The organism is Bacillus cereus group sp. BceL220, assembly GCF_051776965.1.
GTDB lineage: Bacteria > Bacillota > Bacilli > Bacillales > Bacillaceae_G > Bacillus_A > Bacillus_A cereus.
Genome location: NZ_JBPWBC010000013.1, coordinates 76,669 through 91,026 on the forward strand (window position 1 = coordinate 76,669; position 14,358 = coordinate 91,026).

Genomic DNA, 14,358 nt, shown 5'->3' on the forward strand with positions numbered 1-14,358 from the left:
TAAGGAGATAACAATGAAAGTTTTTTGTATCGATCAAGGGGAGTTTTTATATGAATAAATACAAGAGCTTGATTTATGAAGAAAGAAGAGCCTTAAAGGTATTTATATTATTATTCTATATTATATTCTTTTTATATGACGCTATATATTATTTTGTGTATCCTGCTATGAATATTAGTGGAACAGCGGTAGGTTGGCCAGAAGGTAGTCTTGGGATAGGTGTGCCTATATTTGTAATAGCAATATTTCCTATTTCTATATATCTTCAAAAAAGAGGGTATGTATATTCTGTAAAATATTTATTTTTATTTGGGTACATGTTTATCAATCTTGTTAATAATTTAATGATTTATTTGCGAACGGATAGACCTTTTGAACATGGTAGTATGGTAGAAATGTTATTAATTTTATTTGCCCCAGTTTTCGTGAATAGAAAATACTTTTATTTAGTTTCCTTTAGTGTAATTGGAAAGTACGTATTTTTCACATTGCTATTACAAGATTTAAAAGTGGTAATTCCACTTGTTTTATGTGTATTCTATTTCATTATTTCACATTCTTTATTAAAACGATTTCAATCTTATGTAAGAACAGTGGTTGAAATGATGAACAATATGAAAGAGACGGAAAATTTAGCTGTGATTGGGACTATGTCTACAACAATTGCCCATGAAATTCGAAATCCGTTAACAGCGTTAAAAGGGTTTACGCAAATGCAAAAAGAAAGAAATCCAGCTGATACGATGAGCTACGACATTATGTTACAAGAAATTGAAAGGGTTAATGGATTTGTTAGTGAATTGATGTTGTTAGGAAAACCAAAGCCAACAAATTATGAAAGGTGTAATATACGAGACATCCTTCTATATGTTGTGCATCTAATGGAAAGTTATGCAACGCAATATAGAGTTAAATGTCATTTACAAGTAGATGGGAATTTACCGGCTATAAACGGTGATGATAAGCAATTAAAACAAGTGTTATTAAATATCATTAAAAATGGAATAGAATCAATGCCAGAGGGTGGAGAAATTCATATCCGTGCATATCAAAAAACGCAAGGACATTTGTGTATTTCTGTTAAAGACCAAGGATTTGGTATAGAGAATGAAAAGTTGGAAAAAATCGGCAAGGCGTTTTACACAACAAAGGAGAATGGTACAGGACTTGGATTAATGATTACATATAAAATTATTAAGGAACATCAAGGGAGTATCACGATCCAAAGTAGTCTAGGAGTAGGAACGAAAGTCGAAATTTTTCTGCCGACCGTTTAATGTATTGGGAGAAAAGATTTTTCAGAAAAGTGTTCTTGTTGTGTAAATATAAACATTTTATAAAATGTTTCAAGAAGGGTTTTTTTTATAAAATACTTCGTTTATAATGGAGGAAAATATCGACATGAGATTGATTGCTCATGTAACGGTTCAGTAGTGTTATGAAAAGATAAGAAGGGGTGCACGCGCATCCTTTTTTCTATGCAGATATTATGAAAGAGGTGGTATGATGGAATTAACATTAAATTCGACTGTATGTTTACACACGATTCAATTTCGAAAAGAGCAAAAGAATTATATTGTAAAAGATACAATTACAGGAGAAAAATATGAAATGCCGCCACTTTGGATTGATGCATTGGCAATGATGCGTGACGGTTTTTTATTGGGAGAAATTGAGGAGAAATTAAAAGAAGAGTATCCATCTGAAGAAGTGAATATGTTAGCATTCACGAGGCAACTGTTAGAACTAGAACTTGTTGAAATGGTAGATGGAGAAGAGATAGCTTGCACAAAGAAGAAAGAGATAGATTGTTTAGCTTGGGTGCGTCCTCGTGTGGAACAATTCTTTCTTAATTTAAATAGAAAATATAGAAGCAAAGACCAGTAGTGGCCTTTGCTTTTTTTAATCCCGCTATTTGCCGGGCAGTAAGACCCCCACCTCAAAATTCAGCGGAAGCAAAGAAGTTAGGTGTGGGATGAACAAAACCCCCACTGATTAAAGGTTCACTTTATAGGTTGTGTTTAAAATATAACAGCAAATGCTCTTGCGAAAGCACCGTCACTATTTTTAATTTTTAAAGGTGCGGCTGAGAAAAAGAAACGTTTTGTTTCGATAGCATCTAGATTTGTTAAGTTTTCGATTAAATAAATATTATTCCCTAGTAATATGTGATGAATCGGTGATGTTTCTGTTGTGACTTCATCAGGAGAAATGAAATCTAAACCGATAGATTTTACCTTTAATCGCACTAGTTCTTTAGCTAATTCTTCAGAAAGGTAAAATGCTTCTTTCTCATAAGCTTCTGTATTCCATTTAGTGGATAGATTAGAATGAAAAATAACAATATCACCTTCTTTTATGACAGTATTATGCAATACTGCCTTAGGTAATTTTCGCTCTTGAATATGTGTTACATCTATAAGAACAGCTTCGCCTACAAATTGATCCAGCGGTAATTGATCGATGGTCGTTGCGCCTGAAATAAAATGCGCAGGGGCATCACAATGTGTGCCAACGTGAACGACAGAATGAAAATCTGTAACTTGATAGCCTGATTCTTCAACACTTGTAACAGCTTCTAGTTGTATTTTAGGTGTTCCAGGAAATTGAGACATATTATTTTCAAATGTTTGCGATAGATCAATTACTTTCATTTTACATACCTCCAATATATATTTTTCAAATAATAAAAAGCTCATCCTTCAGTATCAAGAAAGATGAGCTTTACATGCTAGTTGAGTTTTATCTTCCAAAATGCAATGCATTTTGCAGGAATTAGCACCTATTCAGTTTGTATAAACTGAGGTTGCTGGGCTTCAAAGGGCCGGTCCCTCTGCCTCTCTTGATAAAGAAGTATTTAATTTTGAAATCGGAATTTTCCGATAGTTAAATTGTAATTCATTTCCTTTTTTCGTGCAATGCAAAATAGGTATTCACCCAAATAAAGCTGCTCGCATATTGTAGCTTATGTAAATAGAATGCTGCGAAGGAGTGAGTGCAGTGACAGGAAATGTATTAAATTATTATGCTGGTGGTAATACAGCTAGGGGATTTCACAATTTATACGAAGAGAATTTAAAAGGATTAGACAGGTTATTTATCTTAAAGGGTGGCCCAGGAACGGGAAAATCTTCTTTAATAAAGGCAATAGGTCGTGAATGGATTGAAAAAGGATATGATATTGAATTTTTACATTGTTCTTCTGATAATAAATCGGTTGATGGTGTAATTATCCCAAAATTAAAAGTAGGAATTGTTGATGGGACATCGCCGCATGTTATTGAGCCAAAAATGCCAGGAGTTGTTGAAGAGTATATAAATTTAGGAATTGCTTGGGACTCAGATAAACTAAGAAAGCAGAAGTTAGAAATTGAAAGATTTGTTTCAGAAGCAAGCAAAGCTTTTCAGTCTGCTTACGCACGTTTTAAAGAGGCATTGGTTATACATGATGAGTGGGAGAAGATATATATTGATAATATAGATTTTAATAAAGCAAATGAACTAACCAATCAGCTAATCCAGAAATTATTTGCAGATAAAAGCGGGAGACAATCGCTTGTAAAACATCGTTTTTTAGGAGCTGCTACACCGAAAGGAGCAGTTGATTTTGTTCCTAATTTAACAGAAGGGTTACCACATCGTTATTTTATAAAAGGGCGCCCAGGCTCTGGAAAATCAACGATGCTCAAAAAGTTAGCTAAGGCAGCTGAAGAAAAAGGGTTTGAAGTTGAAGTATATCATTGCGGATTTGACCCGAATAGTCTTGATATGGTTATCGTAAGAGAATTAGGATTTGCAATTTTTGATAGCACCGCACCACATGAATATTTTCCAAGTCGCGAGGGTGATGAAATTATTGATATGTATGCCCTTATTGTTACGCCAGGGACGGATGAGAAATATGCGAAGGAAATTCGTGATGTCTCCATTCAATATAAAGCAAAAATGAATGAGGCGATGTCTTTCTTAGCGAAAGCAAAATCGGTTCGTGATAAATTAGAACGAATTTATATTGCTGCTATGGATTTTTCAATAGTAGATGCATATAAAGAGGAGATTCAAAAAGAGTTTGAACGAATTGCTACTACTGTAATCGAAAAGCAACAATAGACGTTTCATTAGGCTGTCAGTAATTTCTGACAGTTTTTTTGGTATGTAGTAAAATTAGTATTGTATTTGTCGAATTTCCAAGGAAATAATCAAAAAATGGAGGTGTTATGCAATGAGAGAGAAAATCGAGTCGGAGTTAGAAAGAATTGAAAAAGAGAATGATGTGAAAATTTTATTTGCGGTAGAATCAGGGAGTCGTGCTTGGGGTTTTCCATCGAAAGATAGCGATTATGATGTTAGGTTTGTTTATATACATCCGGTAGAATGGTATTTATCAATTCATGACAAACGAGATGTAATTGAATATCCAATTAGTGATGATTTAGATATAAGTGGTTGGGATATTAAAAAGTCTTTGCAACTATTCGCGAAGTCGAATCCTGCTTTACTTGAGTGGATTCGATCACCAATTTTTTATTCGAAAAACTCTAATTTTCCAGAACTACTTCAACAGATGAGTGAGAAGAATTTTGATCCAAAAGCAACGATATATCATTATTTACATATGGCGTCGAAAAATTATCGTGAATTTTTGCAAGGTGAGAATGTAAAGCTGAAAAAGTACTTTTATGTATTACGTCCCATTTTAGCTTGTAAGTGGCTAGAAGAGAAAACGACTTTACCTCCTGTAGAATTTGACCGATTGATTACAGAATTATCATTAGAACGTAGCGTATTAGATGAAATTGAAAAGTTGTTAATAAAGAAAAAAGCAGGTACTGAATTAGATGTTGGATTGAAAATTAAGGTGCTAAATCAATTTTTAGAAGAACAAATTCATTACTATCAGCAATATGTAAAAGGAATTGAAAAGGGATCAGGAATCGATATTGAGAGTTTAAATACATTGTTTCGAGATATGTTGTTTGAAGCATATGAAAAAGAGCACAAGTAAGTTTGTGCCCTTTTTATTTTGTAGGAATGAAGAAAACAGATATAGCTGCGATAAGACCTGCAAAGGAGAATAAGTAAAAATTCCATGCTAAGTCATATTGCATTGTCATAATAATACCGACGAGAATTGGGCCAGCAATTGCACCAACTCGGCCAAGCCCCAGTCCCCAGCCTAAGGAGGTAGCTCGGATATGTGATGGGAAGTATTGTGTTACATATGCATTTAATATTTGAGTAATACCGACTGATCCAATACCAGCAAGGCCAATTAAAAGATAAATGATTGTAACAGATGGTTTGATTGTTAATAGTCCGATACATATGGCTGCCATAAGATAAGAGATGCTAATAATAATTTTTGCTCCTATACGATCAGCAATTGCTCCAGCGAATAATGCGCCGATAGCTGCGGTAATATTTAGCATAAGTAGAAATGACAGACTAGACCCAAGAGGATATCCTGCCTGGCGCATCATCTGTGGTAACCAAGTGTTTAAACCATATATTAAAAACATTCCCATTATATAAGTGATCCAAAAAAGTAGCGTTGCTTTTATGTATTCTTTTGAGAATAAAGTAAAAAATCCATTTTTCTTTCGTATAGTAGATGGGTCTTGATGAGTTTTATCTTTTACATGAAATTCAATTTGAAAACGATTAAGAATTTGGTTCACTTCTTCTTGGCGATTACGTGATAATAAAAATTGAATGGACTCGGGTAAATAGCGAATAATGAAAGGAATGAGGAGTAGTGGAATCATTCCGATACCAAACATAATTCTCCATCCGAAATCTTCTAACATAAGCATGGACAAAATAGCACCTAACACGAGACCTAAAGGATAGCCAGTAAACATAAGAGCATAAATAAAAGATTGCCTTTTTTTTGGTGAATATTCAACAGTAAGTGCTGAAGCTGTTGGGATAACACCGCCTAATCCGATTCCTCCTATAAATCGAGATAATCCAAATAACTCAGGAGAAGGAGCGATAGCCGCTAAACCCATTGTGATAGAAAAAAGTGCTAAACAGCATATAAGCGTCCATTTACGCCCAATTAGATCTGTAATCGTTCCAACTAGAATAGCCCCAATAAACATCCCAAATAAAGCATAGCTTGCAATTGTACCAGCATGCGCTGGTGATAGCGCCCAGCTTTTGTCTTCTAGGAGCTTTGGTAGAACGGCACCGTAAATACCTAAATCATATCCATCAGCTAAAATGGCTAGCCAACAAATAAAAACAACAAGTTTTGTAATAGAGCTTGGAAAGATAGTTTCTGTAGATTCTAGATGAGGTGGAGCTGAAGGTTGCATAATATTCACCCCTTTTAATTTGTAGATGAATATATTATTTTATTTAATGTTAGTATTTTCCTCCTTGTGTCGAATTTTATCTGAAAAGGGTTTATAACAAATAAAGAAGTTCAACAGTAATTTTGTTGAACTTCTTTATTTGTTTACTCATTATCAACTCGTTTTAACGGTTGATCTGCTGGGCCTTCAAGAACGTCTCCCTCAATTGAAAAACGAGAACCATGGCAAGGGCAATCCCAAGTACAATCACCATTATTCCATTCAACTTCACAGCCGAGATGTGTACAAGTTGTATCGACGATATGTAATTTTCCTTCTTTATCCTTATAAGCACCTGCTCGTTTACCGTTAACATGTACGACAGATCCTTCACCAACTTCGAGATCTTCTGGCTTACGTAATGCGGTTTCAATCTTTCCTGCAATTAAATGTTTCGCAACATCAATGTTTTGGGAGAGGAACGTTTTTATATCTGGATTTGCATGGAAGCGTGATGGTGCATACAGTTCTTTATAGGGACTGTGAACTTTTAGGATGGAGTCCTTCAGTAGGTGAGCGGCAGCAGTTCCAGTTGTCATTCCCCATTTGCGATATCCAGTTGCAACAAATATATTTGGATTTCTTTCGTTAATATGTCCGATATAAGGAAGCTTATCTAGAGTAATTAAATCTTGTGCTGACCATCTATAAGGAACTTCATCTATTCCAAAAGTGGCTTCAGCAAAAGAATAGAGTGCTTCATAATGAAGCATTGTATTTATTCCCTGACCTGTTTTATGACTCTCTCCGCCAATCAAAATTAATTTTTCTCCATTGTTTGTTATATAGCGTAAGGAGCGCTTTGGATCATCAATACTTAAATACATGCCACCTGGATACTCCGTTTTTGCTTTTATTGCAAGAGCGTAGGAGCGTTCTGCGTACATTCGCGTAAAGAAAAAGCTATTCGCATCATAAAAAGGAAAATGTGAACAAGAGACGACATATTCACAAGTGATATGATGGCCCTCTTTTGTAATTATTTGTGGATAATCGCCCTTTTCCACATCCATAGCTGTTGTTTGTTCATAGACCTTTCCGCCCATCTCCACAAACTTTTCTAAAAGTGTTTTTAAATAAAGAAGGGGATGGAAGTGTGCTTGATTTTTCATTACAAGCGCAGATTGTACTGGAATAGGAATCGATAGAGATTGAACATAGTCACAAGGTATATTTAATTTTTGATAAGCTTCATATTCTTTCGATAAATTTCTTAATCCGTTATCAGTAGTTGTATATAAATATGAATCTTCATTTGAGAAATTACAGTCGATTTTATATGTTTGAACAGTTTTATTTATGAATTGTAGAGCCTTATTATTTGATTCATAGTAAAGCCGGGCCTTTTCTACACCGAAATGATTTATTAATTCATCATAAATAAGATCATGTTGTGCTGTTACTTTCGCTGTTGTATGCCCAGTCGTTCCGTTTAAAATACGGCCGGAATCAATTAAAACAACATCGACGCCTTCTTTTGCAAGTAAATAGGCAGTAGTAATACCTGTAATACCAGCACCGATAATAGCAACTTTCGTCTTTATATTTTCGGATAAACGAGGGAAAGTAGGAAACTGAGTAGATTCAATCCAATAAGATAGCGGCAGTTGTGGAAATGTATCACTTGTCATTGCGGAAACCTCCTGATTTTAGAACAATTTTCCTTTTAATATTTCCATATTATATGAAATTCATGTGTGTTGTTTTAGAAGTAGTCTATTTTTATTAAAAGAGGTTATAAATTATTTTAATATAATTAATTAGGTGGGGCATTATGAAGTAGTAGGATTTATATAAAACTAAATTCAAGTGATTCAGTTTTGTTGATTACATAGGGAGTTATTGAATGAGATAGAGTCTATGGCGTTTAAGAAAATGTCTATATATATTGGGTAAATCCTTATGGAATCTATACATTTTCTTTAGTGAAATAAAGTATGATTATAAAAATATAACCACCTTTTATTACTAGGTCATAAAAGGTGTTGACAATATAGAAATTCTATTGTTATGATTCATCATGTGGAAAGGTTGATAGAGAGTAAAAAGAGAAATGTTTTTCATTGATAATAAAAGCGAAAAATAAGTGACGATAGAGTGAGTATATTTTCCTTATAATAGATGCTTTTTGGATCACCTAGTAAAATCAATCTGGAAGCAAGAATTAATATATGTAAGTTGCGCAAGGCGCGGCATAAGAAAGGAGCAAAAGGATGAAGGAGCTTCATACGTTTGGGTGGTATGCAGCACGTGTATCACCACATTTGCCGAAAAAAGCATTTAAACCAGTGCCTACTCGTTTATTTGGTGGACTGGCTTATTTGCTTGTGGCATTGGCGGGGTTAATAGCGATTGGTGTATTTGAATTGAATGTGTGGGCGAATCTAGGAATTGCAATTGTTCTTGGATTATGTTTTGCTTCACTTGGATTTTTAGGGCATGAAATTTTACATGGAACTGTTGTAAGAAAGGCATGGCTTCGTGACTTCTTAGGCGCGATTGCATTTATGCCATTATCAACAGGGCCAAAGCTTTGGAGAAAGTGGCATAATGCAACGCATCATGTTCATACACAGCATGAAGAGAATGATCCAGATGCATGGCCGACACTTGAGAAACTTAAGAAGAGTAAGTTTTTGAGTTGGGTATATCGTATGCCCCTTCATGTACGTTCATTCTTTAGTTTTCTGTCACTAACAATTCAATTTACATTGCATTCGACTCGAATGTTCTTTCATTTTATAAAAGAATTTAAGTCATCCAATCAAAAATCTGTATGGCTTCAACTTCTTTTACCTTGGACAGTTTGGATTAGTTTATTGTTTATTATGGGACCAGGAAAATGGTTATTTGCATATGTCATTCCGTTGTTAATTGCTAACTTTATTGTAATGGCATATATCGCAACAAATCACCGCTTAAATCCAATTGTTCCAGTAAATGATCCATTAGCAAACTGTTTATCAGTAACAGTGCCGCGCTGGGTAGACGTTTTACATTTCAACTTCTCATATCATACAGAACATCATCTGTTTCCTGCTATGAGTTCAAAATACTATCCGTTAGTAAAAGAGAAGATTAAAGAAATGTGGCCGGAACGCTATCACGAAATGCCGATGACAAAAGCATTGGCAGCACTTTGGAATACACCACGTGTGTATTATCACGGAAGTGAATTAGTTGATCCGCATAGAGAGCATTTCTATGGTTCTTTAGGAAATGGACTAGATCCTCATAATATTTCATATCGTGAGGAACATATAGAAGAAAAAGAGAGTATTAAAAAAGTAAATCAGTAAAAATAGATGTATTTTATAGCAAAAAAGCAAGCTCTTAGTGAGCTTGCTTTTTTGCTATAAAGAAACTTCTTTCTTGTTTTTTCTGCTCACTTGGACGGAGTTAGTTTCTTTTCGTTGTAATCGTTTTTCTAAAAGATTAACAAAATAAGTAAATAGAAGAACAAGTACGAGATAGTATGCACCAACGATTATGTAAGTATCTAATTGTTGGAAGTTACCTGCTGCAATTGATAAACCTGATCCCCATAATTCGGACATTCCTACATAAGCAACAAGTGAAGAATCTTTTAATCCGATAATAAATTGGTTTCCTAGAGGAGGAAGAGACAGACGAAATGCTTGTGGTAATATAATTCGTCGCATAGCTAAAGGATAAGGCATGCCTAAAGAGCGAGCTGCTTCTAATTGTCCCCGGTCAACGGATTGAATAGATCCACGGAAAATTTCGGTAATATATGCACCGTTATGAATTGCTAAAGCGATTGCTCCTGCCCAAAAAGGGGTGAAAACAACAACGGATGTAATTCCAAAATAGAGAATGGCAATTTGAACAATTAAAGGTGTACCACGAATAATAGCAATGTAGACATGAGCGATACTATTTAAAACTTTATTGTTAGAGATTCGAAAGAAAGCGAATAATAATCCAATTAATGAACCGAGTACTAGGGAAGTTAATGTTAATTGTAATGTGACAATAGTAGCTTTTAAGAGTGTGGGATAGGAAGAGATAAAAATTTCAAACATGCGTTTCACCTCATATTGTATAGATTTTAGTAGAGAATGAAATGCCCCACATAAAATGAACACTTAATCAGTGGGGCACTGTTTATGAATCTTTTGAATGGCTAACTTACTTACTTCGTTTTTTCCTCTTCACCAAGAATATTACGCCCGAACCATTTTTTACTGATCTTTTCATACGTACCATCTTTAATGATTTCATCTAACGCTTTATTTACTTGCTCAACCATTTCTTTATCATCTTTGCGGATAGCAATTCCCATTTCATCAAGATTTAATGGTTTTCCGGCTTCTTTTATATTCGATTTTCCTTCTTTTATCATACGTAGACCAACCATTTGATCCGTAATTACTGCATCAACACGCCCAGGCTCTAAGTCCATAAGAGCAGTAATATCACTGTCATATTCTGTGATTTGATCTGTATATTTTGCAACAAGATTTTTAAAGGTACTAGCTTTTACAACACCAATTTTCTTACCTTTTAAATCTTCTGGAGAAGAGATAGCGGTATTCTTTTTAGCCACAAAAATTTGGGCGCCAGAGCGATAGTACGGATTTGAGAAACTAACAGCTTTTAAGCGCTCCTCTGTAATTGCCATACTACCCAGTATTACATCATATTTCTTCGCTTGAAGACCTTGAATTAGCGTTTCCCATGGGTTTGTAACTGGCGTAGCCTTCATGTTCATCTTTTTAGCAAGAGCTTCACCGATTTCTACATCAAAGCCGACAAGTTTGCCGTCATTTTCTTTATAGTTAAAAGGTTTGTATAATCCACTCATCGCATAGCGAAATTCTTTTTCACCATTTGATGAAGTAGTAGAGCTTTCTTTGCTACAAGCTCCTAGTATGAAGGATGTACATAGTGTAATGCTCGCAACAATGGTTAATAGTTTTCTTTTCATAAAACCCCTCCTATATATTGATCATACGGATGGTTTTTTAGTATGTTATTGAAATATTTTATTTGGATGATTAGTTGTGCACCGTATGAATATATTCCTTTTCGTTTGAAACAGAAGTTACATTATAAAACGTTGCGTAAAAATTGTTTTGCTCGTTCATGTGATGGAGCTGAAAAGAATTGTGCTGGCGGAGCATCTTCTACAATCTTTCCATCGTCCATAAAGATGACGCGATCAGCTACATCTTTTGCGAAATTCATTTCATGAGTAACAATAACCATTGTCATCCCTTCTTCAGCAAGTTCTTTCATAACTTGCAATACTTCTCCAACAAGTTCAGGGTCTAAAGCTGAGGTAGGCTCATCAAATAGCATAATCTTAGGGCTCATTGCAAGAGCTCGTGCAATGGCAATGCGCTGTTTTTGACCACCTGAAAGAAGATGAGGAGTTACATCCGCTTTATCTTGAAGGCCGACTTTTTGGAGAAGTTGATTTCCAATATCCTTTGCATTTGCTTTCTCTAATTTTTTTACGTGAATAGGTGCTTCTATGATGTTTTCTAGTGAGGTCATATGAGGAAAGAGGTTAAAGTGCTGAAAAACCATACCGACATTTTCACGGACTTTATTTAAATTTGAATGCTTTGGATCAATTCGCTCACCTTGTAAGTGAATTTCGCCTTCATCGTACATTTCTAAAAAGTTAAGACAGCGAAGTAATGTACTTTTACCAGAACCACTGGCACCAATTAAAACAACAACTTCTTTTTCTTTTACTTCTAAATCAATTCCTTTTAACACATCAAGTGAACCGAATGATTTTACTAGATTTCGAACTTGAATCATACAAAACCCCCAGTTAAAAATATATTTTACAAATGTTGCCCCTTATTTCTGTTATTAGTCATAAATTGTCAGAATCCTTTATTTTTTTCGTGCAATTTGATATTCAAAGAAATAATAATTTTTAAAATCCCTATATCCTTCTATAATGAAAATATGGATAATAATATATAGGTAGTATTTATATTGCTTATAAAAAGGGGGAAAGGGAAGATGGAAAAAGAAAGGAAAACATTTTCTTTTGGATTACGTACACAACTTATGCTATTCACTACAGTTTTAGCTCTCATTACATATTCAACAAGTATATTTTTTATTTACGTGATATACGATTATTTTCAAAGTTATGTAAGTCAAACAGTATATAATATTATCGTTATGTTATTAGGGGTAGTATGGTCTGGAATTTTAGCATATGGAGCAGCCGTATTTTTAATTAAACCGCTTCGCAAGTTAGAGGAAGCGGCAAGAAAAGCAGCTGAGGGTGATATTCGTGAAGATGTTCCATTACCGAAGACAGATGATGAAATTAAATCTTTAAGTGTTGCATTTAATATGATGTTAGGAAACTTAAGGGGCATGGTAAAAAATATTGATACAACATTTTCTTATACAAACAATCAAGTACAGCAGATTAGAAAACAAACAGGCGAAGCAACGAGACAAGCGCAAGGTGTATCTGAGACTCTTGCAGAGATTTCTTCAGGCGCTGAGCAATCAGCAGCATCAATTCAAGCAATTGTTTCTGCTGTTGATACAACGACGTCTATTGCAAGTGAAGTAGAAGAAAAAGCGAAGCAGTCTGATACGTTGTCTTCAGAAATGGTTCAAGCTTTAGGGCATAGTACTCGTGTCTTTACGTCTTTAATTCAAGGTATTCAAACATTGGCAAAAGAAAATGAAGATTCCATGCAAAATGTACAGAAGTTAGAAGAACGAATGAAACAAGTAGAACATATTGTGTCTGTTGTGAGTGCGATTGCTAGCCAAACGAATTTATTAGCACTAAATGCTTCTATTGAGGCAGCTCGCGCAGGAGAGCATGGAAGAGGTTTTGCGGTTGTTGCGGAAGAAGTACGTAAACTTGCTGATGAAAGTGATCATTCTGCAAGAAACATATCTCAGTTATTACGGAATATGCAAGATGAAGTACAACAAGTTGCAATGAAAATGACAGAACAAGTGAAAATAGCTAAAGAAGAGGCGAAACGTGGGGAAGCTACGGAATTAATTTTAAAAGAAATGTCATCAAGTGTTATGGAAGTAGCCGATGCAACTCAGCAAATTAGTAGTTATATGAATGAACAAGTGAGCCACATTCATCAAACAGGAGCACAAACAAAAGCTGTAGCAGCAATTGCTGAAGAAACGTCAGCTGGTTCGCAAGAAGTGGCGCGTGTAACGCTACAACAGTCTAAAAATATGATAGTAATCGATCAATTATTAAAGGACTTAGAGAAGCAAGCAACTGATTTGAAACAAACAATTGAACGATTTTCAATGTAAAAGGAAGAACAGAATGCTGTTCTTCTCTTTTTTATTTAGTTTGATTTAATATTTACAGTTAAACTATGAACGTTTCCGCAACATTCTTTTCTCTCCCTTTCGGATGAAAATTATAGCGAGCTATAATATTAAAAGGGGTGTCTTTTATGAAAAAAGAAAAAAGACAACGGTTAATTAAACAATTTGTAAAGGAGTATGAAATAGATAAGCAAGAAAGATTAGTAGAATTGTTAGCAAAAAAAGATGTATTAGTAACACAAGCTACGGTTTCTCGCGATATTCGTGAGTTAAACTTAACGAAGGTACCTTCTCAAGAAGGATTAATGATATATAAAGTTTTCTCAGAAGAGCATTTACAAACTGATATAAAGTTAAAGAAAAAATTACGAGAAGTTGTTGTGAAAATTGATTGTGTAGATCAATTAATGGTTATTAAAACATTACCTGGTAATGCACATGTTATTGGTGTTTTATTTGATGAGTTAGATTGGAAAGAAAAAATAGGATGTATATGTGGAAATGATACATGCCTTATAATTTCACAGTCGAAATCAGATAGGGAGATTATAGAAGAAAGATTAAATTTAATTATTTAGATGCAAAAATCCTGTTTTTAATAAAATTAAAAACAGGATTTTTGTTTAAATACGGAAGTTAAATATTCAACATATATGCGTAATATATGTGTTTTTTATTGAAA

Annotated in this window: 12 protein-coding genes, 2 pseudogenes and 1 riboswitch; of the genes and pseudogenes, 8 read left to right on the forward strand and 6 right to left on the reverse strand. The window is 34.4% G+C overall.

The window, feature by feature from the left end:
- Positions 1 to 50: 50 nt before the first annotated feature.
- Both ACS2FK_RS24760 and ACS2FK_RS24765 read left to right on the forward strand, forming a co-directional pair.
- Complete coding sequence (locus ACS2FK_RS24760; RefSeq protein ID WP_063546315.1) at positions 51 to 1,277, forward strand: ATP-binding protein; 1,227 nt, start codon at positions 51 to 53, stop codon at positions 1,275 to 1,277.
- 229 nt (positions 1,278 to 1,506) lie between these two features.
- Positions 1,507 to 1,887, forward strand: coding sequence for a hypothetical protein (locus ACS2FK_RS24765; RefSeq protein ID WP_000424116.1), 381 nt, complete (start codon positions 1,507 to 1,509; stop codon positions 1,885 to 1,887).
- 134 nt (positions 1,888 to 2,021) lie between these two features.
- On the opposite strand, the gene ACS2FK_RS24770 is transcribed toward ACS2FK_RS24765, so the two are convergent.
- Positions 2,022 to 2,654 carry a cyclase family protein gene (locus tag ACS2FK_RS24770; protein ID WP_063546317.1) on the reverse strand — a complete coding sequence of 211 codons (633 nt, stop codon included), beginning with the start codon at positions 2,652 to 2,654 and terminating at the stop codon, positions 2,022 to 2,024.
- Positions 2,655 to 2,739: 85 nt separating this feature from the next.
- A riboswitch (SAM riboswitch) is annotated at positions 2,740 to 2,852 on the reverse strand.
- A 148-nt stretch (positions 2,853 to 3,000) separates the two neighbouring features.
- Here ACS2FK_RS24770 and ACS2FK_RS24775 point away from each other — a divergent pair.
- Together ACS2FK_RS24775 and ACS2FK_RS24780 are read left to right on the forward strand one after the other, a co-directional pair.
- Positions 3,001 to 4,110 carry a PRK06851 family protein gene (locus ACS2FK_RS24775; RefSeq protein ID WP_063546319.1) on the forward strand — a complete coding sequence of 370 codons (1,110 nt, stop codon included), beginning with the start codon at positions 3,001 to 3,003 and terminating at the stop codon, positions 4,108 to 4,110.
- A 112-nt stretch (positions 4,111 to 4,222) separates the two neighbouring features.
- A complete protein-coding gene (locus ACS2FK_RS24780) occupies positions 4,223 to 5,005 on the forward strand; it encodes a nucleotidyltransferase domain-containing protein (protein WP_063546321.1) in 783 nt (260 codons plus the stop codon).
- A gap of 13 nt (positions 5,006 to 5,018) precedes the next feature.
- On the opposite strand, the gene ACS2FK_RS24785 is transcribed toward ACS2FK_RS24780, so the two are convergent.
- Positions 5,019 to 6,320 carry an MFS transporter gene (locus tag ACS2FK_RS24785; protein WP_063546323.1) on the reverse strand — a complete coding sequence of 434 codons (1,302 nt, stop codon included), beginning with the start codon at positions 6,318 to 6,320 and terminating at the stop codon, positions 5,019 to 5,021.
- 143 nt (positions 6,321 to 6,463) lie between these two features.
- The gene (locus tag ACS2FK_RS24790; protein ID WP_000199990.1) at positions 6,464 to 7,990 is read right to left on the reverse strand and encodes an FAD-dependent oxidoreductase; all 1,527 of its coding nucleotides are present in this window, start codon (positions 7,988 to 7,990) and stop codon (positions 6,464 to 6,466) included.
- A 582-nt stretch (positions 7,991 to 8,572) separates the two neighbouring features.
- Here ACS2FK_RS24790 and ACS2FK_RS24795 point away from each other — a divergent pair.
- Positions 8,573 to 9,658 carry a fatty acid desaturase family protein gene (locus tag ACS2FK_RS24795; RefSeq protein WP_000661208.1) on the forward strand — a complete coding sequence of 362 codons (1,086 nt, stop codon included), beginning with the start codon at positions 8,573 to 8,575 and terminating at the stop codon, positions 9,656 to 9,658.
- 54 nt (positions 9,659 to 9,712) lie between these two features.
- On the opposite strand, the gene ACS2FK_RS24800 is transcribed toward ACS2FK_RS24795, so the two are convergent.
- The 3 genes from ACS2FK_RS24800 to ACS2FK_RS24810 all read right to left on the reverse strand — a co-directional run bounded on the left by ACS2FK_RS24800 (position 9,713) and on the right by ACS2FK_RS24810 (position 12,155).
- Positions 9,713 to 10,468, reverse strand: a complete 756-nt coding sequence (locus ACS2FK_RS24800) for an amino acid ABC transporter permease (protein WP_003269335.1) — start codon at positions 10,466 to 10,468, stop codon at positions 9,713 to 9,715.
- Between the two features lie 47 nt (positions 10,469 to 10,515).
- Complete coding sequence (locus ACS2FK_RS24805; protein WP_000823755.1) at positions 10,516 to 11,310, reverse strand: ABC transporter substrate-binding protein; 795 nt, start codon at positions 11,308 to 11,310, stop codon at positions 10,516 to 10,518.
- 122 nt (positions 11,311 to 11,432) lie between these two features.
- Positions 11,433 to 12,155, reverse strand: a complete 723-nt coding sequence (locus ACS2FK_RS24810; protein ID WP_000616920.1) for an amino acid ABC transporter ATP-binding protein — start codon at positions 12,153 to 12,155, stop codon at positions 11,433 to 11,435.
- A gap of 375 nt (positions 12,156 to 12,530) precedes the next feature.
- On the opposite strand from ACS2FK_RS24810, the pseudogene ACS2FK_RS24815 reads away from it, so the two are divergent.
- The 3 genes and pseudogenes from ACS2FK_RS24815 to argR all read left to right on the forward strand — a co-directional run.
- A pseudogene (locus ACS2FK_RS24815) lies at positions 12,531 to 12,716 on the forward strand (HAMP domain-containing protein); the annotation flags it as partial.
- 369 nt (positions 12,717 to 13,085) lie between these two features.
- A pseudogene (locus tag ACS2FK_RS24820) lies at positions 13,086 to 13,658 on the forward strand (methyl-accepting chemotaxis protein); the annotation flags it as partial.
- Positions 13,659 to 13,804: 146 nt separating this feature from the next.
- On the forward strand, positions 13,805 to 14,254 hold the full coding sequence (gene argR, locus ACS2FK_RS24825) for an arginine repressor (protein WP_000711826.1): 450 nt from the start codon (positions 13,805 to 13,807) through the stop codon (positions 14,252 to 14,254).
- The last annotated feature ends 104 nt before the right edge of the window (positions 14,255 to 14,358 follow it).